The sequence below is a fragment of the Vibrio sp. 1562 genome, assembly GCF_033340155.1.
Lineage (GTDB): Bacteria > Pseudomonadota > Gammaproteobacteria > Enterobacterales > Vibrionaceae > Vibrio > Vibrio alginolyticus.
In genome coordinates, this window is record NZ_JAWOVY010000758.1 from 1 (window position 1) to 522 (window position 522).

Annotated in this window: 1 pseudogene; it reads right to left on the reverse strand. The window is 43.7% G+C overall.

The features are described from left to right. Positions 1-475, reverse strand: a pseudogene (locus R7Z49_RS27490) (phosphoglucomutase/phosphomannomutase family protein); the annotation flags it as partial. Positions 476-522: the final 47 nt, after the last annotated feature.

A 522-nucleotide genomic window follows, 5' to 3' on the forward strand; every position in this document is an offset into this window, starting at 1 on the left:
GGTTGATGATTTCAATTAACTTGTCTTCAACCGCTTGGTCAAAATCGACACTTTTCACATCTTGTGCGGTAAGTGTAGAAATTTGAGTTTCAATTTTCTCGGTAATGATTTCATCGGCATCACGACCACCTTCAATGAAGACTTTGATGCCATTGTAATCGGCAGGGTTATGCGATGCGGTGATGCACGCTGAATATGCACAGCCCATCTCTTTTGCTTTGAACATCACGATTGGCGTTGGAACAAACTTATCGATAAAGCTGACTACAATGCCATTTGCCGCTAAAACTTCGGCAAACCAACGGCCAGCTTTGTCAGACAGAAAACGTCGGTCATAGCCAATGACAAAGCCACGATCTGCCACTGATTCTCTGTTAGTGATGTTTGCTACTGCCTGAGCAACCAAACGAACATTATCTTTAGTGAATTCTTCACCGATGAATGCGCGCCAACCGCCTGTACCAAATTTGATCATGATTCGAACCTCAATAAGGGCGGCAATACACCGCGCCTTAAAATTTT